This is a genomic window from Plantibacter sp. (genome assembly GCF_059073635.1).
Map to the genome: position 1 here is coordinate 255568 of NZ_JCACOF010000012.1, position 8836 is coordinate 264403.

At 68.6% G+C, this 8836-nt stretch carries 8 protein-coding genes; 4 read left to right on the plus strand and 4 right to left on the minus strand.

Features of this window, described 5'->3' with window-relative positions; all coding sequences use genetic code 11:
• Positions 1–46: 46 nt before the first annotated feature.
• The 4 genes from AC5JOC_RS18540 (at position 47) to clpX (ending at position 3379) form a co-directional block, all read left to right on the plus strand.
• Positions 47–553, plus strand: a complete 507-nt coding sequence (locus AC5JOC_RS18540; protein ID WP_124769176.1) for a tetratricopeptide repeat protein — start codon at positions 47–49, stop codon at positions 551–553.
• A 144-nt stretch (positions 554–697) separates the two neighbouring features.
• Positions 698–1291: an ATP-dependent Clp protease proteolytic subunit gene (locus AC5JOC_RS18545; RefSeq protein ID WP_056006680.1), complete on the plus strand. Its 594-nt coding sequence runs from the start codon at positions 698–700 to the stop codon at positions 1289–1291.
• A 30-nt stretch (positions 1292–1321) separates the two neighbouring features.
• Positions 1322–1990, plus strand: a complete 669-nt coding sequence (locus AC5JOC_RS18550) for an ATP-dependent Clp protease proteolytic subunit (RefSeq protein ID WP_056006676.1) — start codon at positions 1322–1324, stop codon at positions 1988–1990.
• A 111-nt stretch (positions 1991–2101) separates the two neighbouring features.
• Positions 2102–3379: an ATP-dependent Clp protease ATP-binding subunit ClpX gene (clpX, locus tag AC5JOC_RS18555; protein ID WP_064295154.1), complete on the plus strand. Its 1278-nt coding sequence runs from the start codon at positions 2102–2104 to the stop codon at positions 3377–3379.
• Between the two features lie 72 nt (positions 3380–3451).
• Here clpX and AC5JOC_RS18560 read toward each other — a convergent pair whose 3' ends face one another.
• From AC5JOC_RS18560 to valS, 4 genes are read right to left on the minus strand one after another with little or no spacing between them, the layout of a single operon-like run.
• Complete coding sequence (locus AC5JOC_RS18560; RefSeq protein WP_494246975.1) at positions 3452–5485, minus strand: M3 family metallopeptidase; 2034 nt, start codon at positions 5483–5485, stop codon at positions 3452–3454.
• A 33-nt stretch (positions 5486–5518) separates the two neighbouring features.
• Positions 5519–5776 (minus strand): hypothetical protein, encoded by a 258-nt coding sequence (locus AC5JOC_RS18565; RefSeq protein ID WP_079705712.1) that lies wholly within the window; start codon positions 5774–5776, stop codon positions 5519–5521.
• Complete coding sequence (locus AC5JOC_RS18570) at positions 5776–6222, minus strand: GNAT family N-acetyltransferase (RefSeq protein WP_064295157.1); 447 nt, start codon at positions 6220–6222, stop codon at positions 5776–5778. Before AC5JOC_RS18570 ends, AC5JOC_RS18565 begins: the two co-directional genes overlap by 1 nt.
• On the minus strand, positions 6219–8816 hold the full coding sequence (gene valS / locus AC5JOC_RS18575; protein WP_494246976.1) for a valine--tRNA ligase: 2598 nt from the start codon (positions 8814–8816) through the stop codon (positions 6219–6221). The genes AC5JOC_RS18570 and valS overlap by 4 nt, the downstream gene beginning before the upstream one ends.
• Positions 8817–8836 lie beyond the last annotated feature (20 nt).

Sequence of the window (8836 nt, forward strand, 5' to 3'; positions counted from 1 at the left end):
CGCCCCTGTCGTCGTCTCCGGACACGTCAGCCGAATGGGAGCCATCATGACGACGACCGACGCAACCGGCTGGGACGACCGCGTCGCAGCCGTCTGGGCCGACGAGACCATCGACGACGAGCAGCGCATCGCGGCCATCGACGCCCTGGCCGCCGAGCGTCCGCCGGGTGACGCCCGCGCCGCGTTCGAGGCTGCCGGTGCACGCGACTCCGCCGGCCACGAGGTCGAGGCCGAGGTCTGCTATCGCGCCGCGCTCGAGGCCGGGCTCGACGAGGAGCACCGTCCGCAGGCGATCATCCAACTGGCCAGCACCCTCCGCAACCTCGGCCGGACCGCTGAGAGCGTCGTCCTGCTCGAACAGCAGCTCGCGGACGATCCGACCGGTCCGTACGCGGACGCGACCGCGGCCTTCCTGGCCCTGGCGCTCGCCAGCTCGGGGGACCCGCGTCGAGCGACCGCCGTCGCCCTCCGCGCTCTCGTGCCGCACCTGCCGCGATACCACCGGTCCGTCCGCGCCTACGCCGACGAACTCGAGACGGATCCGCTCCGCTGAGCCCCGACGGTCGCGCGGTCCGTCCGCTCGCCGTCCGCTGCCGGCGAACCCCGTCGCCCGGGAGTCTGCCGAGGGCGAACAGGGCGTTGGTGGTGCGTCGCCTCCGATAGATTCGAACCACTGCACAACCGAAACGGAGCGATAATGGCCGAACCACAGTTCTCGCCCAGTGTCTTTGACCGCCTGCTGAAGGACCGGATCATCTGGCTGGGCGCCGAGGTCCGCGACGAGAACGCGAACGAGATCGCGGCCAAGCTGCTGCTCCTCGCCGCGGACGACCCGAAGCGCGACATCTACCTCTACATCAACTCGCCCGGTGGCTCCATCACGGCCGGCATGGCCATCTACGACACCATGCAGTTCGTGCCGAACGACATCGTCACGGTCGGTATCGGCATGGCCGCGTCGATGGGTCAGCTCCTCCTCACGGCCGGCACCAAGGGCAAGCGCTACATCACCCCGAACGCCCGCGTGCTCCTCCACCAGCCGCACGGCGGATTCGGCGGGACGTCGAGCGACATCCAGACCCAGGCGCAGCTCATCCTCGACATGAAGCGCCGTCTCGCCGAGATCACCGCGGCGCAGACCGGCAAGAGCGTCGAGCAGATCAACGCCGATGGCGACCGCGACCGCTGGTTCAACGCCGAAGAGGCGCTCGAATACGGTTTCGTCGACCACCTCCGTGAGTCCGCGCTCGACGTGGCCGGCGGCGGCGGAACCGTCGACAGCGACAAGTAACCCGGCTTCGACCAGACAGGAATGCAACACATGGAGACTCCAACGTTCAGTGCGGCGGGCCGCTCGCTGCAGATGCCGGGTGCTCGCTACATCCTCCCGAGCTTCGAAGAGCGCACGGCCTACGGCTACAAGCGCCAGGACCCGTACGCGAAGCTCTTCGAGGACCGCATCATCTTCCTCGGCGTGCAGGTCGACGACGCATCGGCCGACGACATCATGGCCCAGCTGCTCGTGCTCGAGAGCATGGACCCCGACCGCGACATCGTCATGTACATCAACTCACCCGGTGGCTCGTTCACCGCGATGACGGCGATCTACGACACGATGCAGTACATCCGTCCGCACGTCATGACGGTGGTCCTCGGACAGGCGGCCTCCGCCGCTGCCGTGCTCACCGCCGCCGGCACGCCGGGCAAGCGCCTGGCCCTCCCGAACGCCCGCATCCTGATCCACCAGCCCGCCGTCGGCGAGGCCGGCCACGGACAGGCTTCGGACATCGAGATCCAGGCGGCCGAGATCCTCCGCATGCGCGGCTGGCTCGAGTCGACCCTCGCACACCACTCCAACCGTTCGGTGGAGCAGGTCAACAAGGACATCGACCGCGACAAGATCCTCTCGGCCGCCGAGGCGCTCGAGTACGGTCTCATCGACCAGGTGCTCACCTCGCGGAAGAACCCGGTCGCGGCCATCACGGCCTGACCCGGCTCCCGTGCTCACGACTCGGCGCGTCATCCCAGCGGGGTGGCGCGCCGAGTTGTCGCAGGGACAGGTTAGGCTCGGAGCACCGAATCTCCAGGGAGAGGGAAAGACATGGCACGGATAGGCGAAAGCGCCGATCTGCTCAAGTGCTCGTTCTGCGGCAAGAGCCAGAAGCAGGTCCAGCAGCTGATCGCTGGTCCCGGCGTGTACATCTGCGACGAGTGCGTCGAGTTGTGCAACGAGATCATCGCCGAGCGACTCGCTGAAGCGAGCGAGGAGACGGTGAGCGAGTTCGACCTCCCGAAGCCGAAGGAGATCTTCGCCTTCCTCGAGGAGTACGTCATCGGCCAGGAGGCCGCGAAGAAGGCGCTCTCGGTCGCGGTGTACAACCACTACAAGCGCGTCCGCTCACGCGCCACGCTCGCTCCCGCCGAGACGGTGCACGACGACATCGAGATCGCGAAGAGCAACATCCTCCTCATCGGCCCGACGGGCTGCGGCAAGACGTATCTCGCGCAGACCCTCGCGAAGCGACTGAACGTCCCCTTCGCCGTCGCCGATGCGACCGCACTGACCGAGGCCGGCTACGTCGGCGAGGACGTCGAGAACATCCTCCTCAAGCTCATCCAGGCCGCCGACTACGACGTCAAGCGCGCGGAGACCGGCATCATCTACATCGACGAGGTCGACAAGATCGCCCGCAAGGCGGAGAACCCCTCCATCACGCGCGACGTCTCCGGTGAGGGTGTCCAGCAGGCGCTCCTCAAGATCCTCGAGGGAACCGTCGCCTCGGTACCCCCGCAGGGCGGCCGGAAGCACCCGCACCAGGAGTTCATCCAGATCGACACGACGAACGTCCTGTTCATCGTCGCCGGGGCCTTCGCCGGGCTGGAGGAGATCATCTCCTCCCGCGCGGGCAAGAAGGGCATCGGCTTCGGCGCACCCCTGCACAGCAAGGGCGACGACGTGAACCTCTTCGGCGAGGTCCTGCCGGAAGACCTCCACAAGTTCGGCCTCATCCCCGAGTTCATCGGTCGGCTGCCGGTCGTCACGACGGTCACGCCGCTCGACCAGCACGCGCTCATGGAGATCCTCACGGTCCCGAAGAACGCGCTCGTGCGTCAGTACCAGCGCATGTTCGAGATCGACGGCGTCGAGCTGGAGTTCGACCAGGCGGCACTCGAAGCGATCGCCGACCTCGCCGTCCTCCGCAAGACCGGTGCCCGAGGGCTCCGAGCCATCATGGAAGAGGTGCTCGGGCCGATCATGTTCGAGGTGCCCTCCACCGACGAGGTCGCTCGCGTCGTCATCACCCGGGAGTCCGTCGTCGAGAACGCGGCCCCGACGATCGTCCCGCGTGCGGCTCGCCGCCAGGAGAAGTCGGCCTAGACGACGCCCAGCGGTGAACAAGCCCGCCGCAGCCCCCGGATCCTCCGGAGTCGCTGCGGCGGGCTTCGTCGTTCAGTCCTCGAGCCCGCGGCGTCGGAGGAGCGGCTCGATGACCGCGTCGCGCCCACGGAAGTCGCGGTAGGCCTCCAGAGGATCCTTCGAACCGCCGACCCCGAGGAGCTTGGTGCGGAAGCGGTCGCCGTTCTCCCTCGTCAGTCCGCCGTTCTCCGTGAACCAGTCGACGGTGTCCGCGTCGAGCACCTCGCTCCAGATGTAGGAGTAGTAGCCGGCGTCGTATCCGCCCGAGAAGGTGTGGGCGAAGTACGTGCTCGCGTACCGGGGCGGGACGGCCGGATTGTCGAGCCCGGCGGACCGGAGTGCCGCCGCCTCGAACGCCTCCACATCGTCGACCCGGTCATCTGCACCGATGCTGTGCCACGCCTGGTCGAGCATCGCCGCAGCGAGGTACTCGCTCGTCGAGAAGCCCTCGTTGAACCCCTCGGACGCCTGGAGCTTCGCCACCAGTTCCTGCGGCATCGGCTCACCGGTCTCGACGTGCCTGGCGTAGCCGGCGAGCACCTCGGGCCACAGCATCCACATCTCGTTCACCTGGCTCGGGAACTCGACGAAGTCCCGGAAGACGTTCGTACCGGAGAACCGCGGGTACTCGACCTCCGCGAAGAGACCGTGCAGCGCGTGGCCGAACTCGTGGAAGAAGGTCGTGACCTCGTCGAGGCTCAGCAGGGTCGGTTCGCCGTCGGCCGGCTTCGGGACGTTCAGGTTGTTGACCACGACGGTGGGCTGGTCGAGCAGGCGGTTCTGGGAGATGAGCGCGTTCATCCAGGCGCCGCCGCGCTTGCTGTCGCGGGTGTACAGGTCGAGGAGGTACAGGCCGAGGCCGGAGCCGTCCTCGTTCCAGACCTCGAAGACACGGACGTCGGGGTGGTAGCCCTGGAGATCGGTCCGTTCGGCGAAGGTGATGCCGTAGAGCTTGGTCGCTGCGGCGAACACGCCGTCGAAGAGGACCCGCTCCGCTTCGAAGTACGGGCGCATCACGCTGGTGTCGACATCGAACCGGTCGATCCTGACCTGTTCGGTCGCGAACGGCCAGTCCCAGGCCTCGACGGTCTCGAGGCCGGTGACCCGCTCGAGCTCGCGCTGTTCCCGATCCGCGTTGCGGGCGGCGGGGATCGCCAGACGGGAGAGGAGCGCTGCGACGGCCTCCGGGGTCCCCGCGGTCTGGTCCGCGGTGACCACTGCCGCGTGCGACGGGAATCCCAGGAGTGCGGCGCGCTCGGCTCGGAGGCGGGTGATCTCGAGGACGAGGTCGCGGTTGTCGTTCGGTCCGCCGTGTGTGCCGCGAGCACGGGAGGCCGTCATGATCCGCTCGCGGACGCCACGGTGCGTCAACGACGACAGCGCCGGATGGCCGGTCGGGAGGACGAGGGTGACGAGCCAGCCGTCGAGGCCTCGCTCGGCGGCCGCCTGGGCCGCGGCGGAGATCTCGCCCGCACTCAGGCCGTCGAGCTCCGCGGCATCGGTGAGGTGGACGGCGAGCTCGTTGGTGTCGGCCAGGAGCTGCTTCTCGAACCGGGTGGTCAGTGTCGAGAGGCGGAGATTGAGGTCGGAGAGCCGCTGCTTCTCCTCGGCGTCGAGACCTGCGCCCGCGAGCGTGTGTTCGCTGTACACGCGTCGGACCAGGTAGACCGCCTCGGCGGTCAGCTGGAGGTCGTCGAGATTCGCGTGGACCGCCGCGATCCGCGCGTACAGCGCGGGGTCGAGCCTGATCGCGTCCTCGTGGGCGGCCAGCTGCGGAGCGAGCTCCTCCTCGAGTTCATTGGTGAACGCGGAGCTGTCCGCCGAACTCTGATTGAAGAAGACCGCTGCGACCCGCCGGAGGATCGCGCCGCTCCGTTCGAGCGGGATCAGCGTGTTCTCGAAGGTCGGCGCGTCGTCCTGCGCGGTGATCGCCGCGATCTCGTCGAGTTGCTGCGCGAACCCGGCGGTGAAGGCGGGGCGGAAGTGCTCCTCGCGGATCTCGCCGAACGGCGGCAGCTGATAGGGGAGTGTGCTCGGCTGGAGGAACGGATTCGTGTGTGATTCCATACCTCACCCTATCCAGCGTGCCGGGGAGGAGGCTCAGTCCTCGTCGTCGTCGTGGTCGTCGTCCGGTCGGGTGAGGCTGACGGATCCGTCCGCGTGCTGACGGATGGTCGTACCGTCGTCGAGCTCGACCACGGGCCGGCGTTCGAGCCAGGTGAGGGTCCAGCGCCACGAGGACGTGTCGACACCCTGCGCGAGCAACTCCTGCTCCTCAGCGGCGATGGCCGTCTGCACCGGCGTCGGCACGTTCTCCGGTGGCTTGGCGCCGACGGCCCAGCGGGTTCCGAGTTGCATCACGGCTCCAGGTCGTAGGTGACCCAGCTCGTGCGGGTCGCCAGCTTGTCGTACACGGCCTGGGCGCGCTCGTTGTCGGCGGCGGTGATCCACCGGACGACGCTGTGACCGTCCGCCTTCGCGAGGTCGCGGACGTGCTCGATCAGCGCGGTCCCGACCCCGCCGGTGCGGGCGTCCTCGGCGACGAAGAGGTCGTCGAGGTAGAGCCCGGTCCCACCGGCGAGGGCACGGGGGAACACGCGATAGTGGGCGAGCCCGACGAGGGCGCCCTGTGCGTCCTCAGCGACGAGCGCGGTCAACGGATGGGTCGGGTCGCTGAGCCAGCCCCACACGAGGACGGCCTTCTCGTCGGTCAGGGGGTTGCCGTAGAACTCCCCGTAGCCGGAGTACAGCGCGTGCCAGGCGAACAGGTCGCTCTCGACGGCGGGACGGATGGTGACGCTCATGCGCGTGCCTCCTCGGCGTCGGCCGCCGGCGTGAAGACGATGTCGCCGACCGACAGGACGTCGGCGGTGCGGAACTCGAGGGACTCGATGCGTCCGACGGCGCGGAGGTCGTCTGCGACGAGCGCGAGCAGCTCGATCGATGCGGCGGGTCCGGCGATGACCGCGGAGTCCACCGGGGTCTTCTGGGAAGCCTTGGCGTCGGTCTTCGCGCGCCGGATGCCCGTGAGCGCCTCGCTCGCGAGCTGCAGCACCTGCGGTTCGCCCGCCGCGAGTCCTGCGAACTCCTCGTCGGTCGGCCAGCTGGCACGGTGCACGGAGCCGTCGTGCGTCCAGGACCAGGCTTCCTCGGCCGCGAACGGGATGAACGGGGCGAACAGGCGGAGCAGGGTGGAGAGCGCGATCCGCAGCGCGGCCACCGCCGAAGCCTGCTCAGGGCTCTCCTCGCCGTAGGCCCGCTCCTTGACGAGCTCGAGGTAGTCGTCGCAGAACGTCCAGAAGAACGCCTCGGTGAGCTCGAGGGCGCGCGCGTGGTCGTAACCGGCCAGCGCACTGCTGGCGTCGGCGACGGTCTTGCGGAGCACGCTCAGCATGGCGAGGTCGACGGCCTCCGTCACCGGGGCGTCTTCACGACCGGTGAACCCGAGGATGAACTTCGAGGCGTTGAGCACCTTGATCGCCAGGCGCCGGCCGATCTTGATCTGCGTCGGGTTCTGCGGGTCGAAGGCGGCGTCGGTGCCGAGACGGCTCGAGGCCGCCCAGTAGCGGACGGCGTCCGAACCGTGCTGCTCGAGCATGGCCGCCGGCGTGACGACGTTGCCCTTCGACTTCGACATCTTCTTGCGGTCGGGGTCGACGATGAAGCCGGACACGGAGGCGTGCTCCCACGGCTTCTGGTCGTACTCGAGGACGCTGCGGAGCATGGTGGAGAACAGCCAGGTGCGGATGATGTCCTGACCCTGCGGGCGCAGCGAGTACGGGAACACGAGGTCCCAGAGCTCGGGGTCGCGCTCCCAGCCGCCGGCGAGCTGCGGGGTGAGGCTCGACGTGGCCCAGGTGTCCATGACGTCGACCTCGCCCATGAACCCGCCGGGGACGCCGCGCTGCGACTCGTCGTAACCGGGTGCGGCATCGCTGGACGGGTCGACGGGCAGAGCGGCGTGGTCTGGCGCGATCGGCTGGTCGTAGACCGGGTTGCCGTCGGCGTCGAGCGGGTACCAGAGGGGGATCGGCACTCCGAAGAAGCGCTGGCGGGAGATCAGCCAGTCGCCGGACAGGCCACCGACCCAGTTCTCGTAGCGCACGCGCATGAAGTCGGGGTGCCACTCGAGCTCCGAGCCGAGTTCGAGGAGGCGGCTGCGGAGCTGTTCGTCGCGGGCGCCGTTGCGGATGTACCACTGGCGGGTCGAGACGATCTCGAGCGGCTTGTCGCCCTTCTCGAAGAACTTCACCGGGTGGGTGATCTGCTTCGGCTCGCCGATCAGGTCGCCCGAGGCGGCGAGGAGGTCGACGACGGTCTGCTTGGCGCTGAAGACGGTCTTCCCGGCGAGCTGCGCGTACGCCTCGAGGCCGGCTTCGGAGGTGATCGCCTCAGGGGCCTCCGAGATGACGCGGCCGTCGAAGCCGAGGATCGCGCGGTTGGGGAGGTCGAGTTCGCGCCACCACACGATGTCGGTGATGTCGCCGAAGGTGCACACCATCGCGATGCCGGCACCCTTGTCGGGCTGGGCGAGGTGGTGGGCGAGCACGGGCACCTCGACGCCGAACACGGGCGTGGTCACGGTCGTGCCGAACAGCGGCTTGAAGCGCTCGTCGTCGGGGTGGGCGACGAGGGCGACGCAGGCGGGGAGGAGCTCCGGCCGTGTGGTCTCGATCTCGATGGTGCCGCCGTCGGGGCGGTGGAAGGAGAGTCGACGGTAGGTGCCCGGCTGCTCCTTGTCCTCGAGCTCCGCCTGGGCGACCGCCGTGCGGAAGGTGATGTCCCAGAGGGTCGGCGCCATGGCCTGGTAGGCCTCGCCGCGGTCCAGGTTGCGCAGGAACGCGAGCTGGCTCGCCGTGATCGACTCGTCGCCGATGGTGCGGTAGCTCTGCGTCCAGTCCACGGAGAGGCCGAGCGCACGCCAGACGGCCTCGAACTGCTGCTCGTCCTCGACGGTGAGGCGCTCGCACAGCTCGATGAAGTTGCGACGCGAGATCGGGATCTGGTCGGCGGCCTTGGTGCTCTTGTTGTCGCCACCCTCGAACGGCGGGGTGAAGTCGGCGTCGTAGGGGAGCGTCGGGTCGCACCGGACGCCGTAGTAGTTCTGGACGCGGCGTTCGGTCGGGAGGCCGTTGTCGTCCCAGCCCATGGGGTAGAAGACGCGCTTGCCGGTCATCCGCTGGTAGCGGGCGATCACATCGGTGTGCGTGTAGCTGAAGACGTGACCGATGTGCAGGGAGCCGGATGCGGTCGGCGGCGGGGTGTCGATCGAGTAGATGCACTCACGCGTGGCGCCGTCGCGCTCGAACCGGTAGGTCCCCGCGGACTCCCAGGAGGAGCCCCACTTCTGCTCGAGACCTTCGAGGGCCGGCTTGTCCGGGATGCTGGCAGCGGTCATGAGGCGATCTCCTGCTGATA

Excerpts from the sequence above, each read along its gene's own strand:
- AC5JOC_RS18540 (WP_124769176.1), top strand. The coding sequence starts at position 47 with ATGACGACGACCGACGCAACCGGCTGGGACGACCGCGTCGCAGCCGTC.
- AC5JOC_RS18545 (WP_056006680.1), top strand. The coding sequence starts at position 698 with ATGGCCGAACCACAGTTCTCGCCCAGTGTCTTTGACCGCCTGCTGAAG.
- AC5JOC_RS18550 (WP_056006676.1), top strand. The coding sequence starts at position 1,322 with ATGGAGACTCCAACGTTCAGTGCGGCGGGCCGCTCGCTGCAGATGCCG.
- clpX (WP_064295154.1), top strand. The coding sequence starts at position 2,102 with ATGGCACGGATAGGCGAAAGCGCCGATCTGCTCAAGTGCTCGTTCTGC.
- AC5JOC_RS18560 (WP_494246975.1), bottom strand. The coding sequence starts at position 5,485 with ATGGAATCACACACGAATCCGTTCCTCCAGCCGAGCACACTCCCCTAT.
- AC5JOC_RS18565 (WP_079705712.1), bottom strand. The coding sequence starts at position 5,776 with ATGCAACTCGGAACCCGCTGGGCCGTCGGCGCCAAGCCACCGGAGAAC.
- AC5JOC_RS18570 (WP_064295157.1), bottom strand. The coding sequence starts at position 6,222 with ATGAGCGTCACCATCCGTCCCGCCGTCGAGAGCGACCTGTTCGCCTGG.
- valS (WP_494246976.1), bottom strand. The coding sequence starts at position 8,816 with ATGACCGCTGCCAGCATCCCGGACAAGCCGGCCCTCGAAGGTCTCGAG.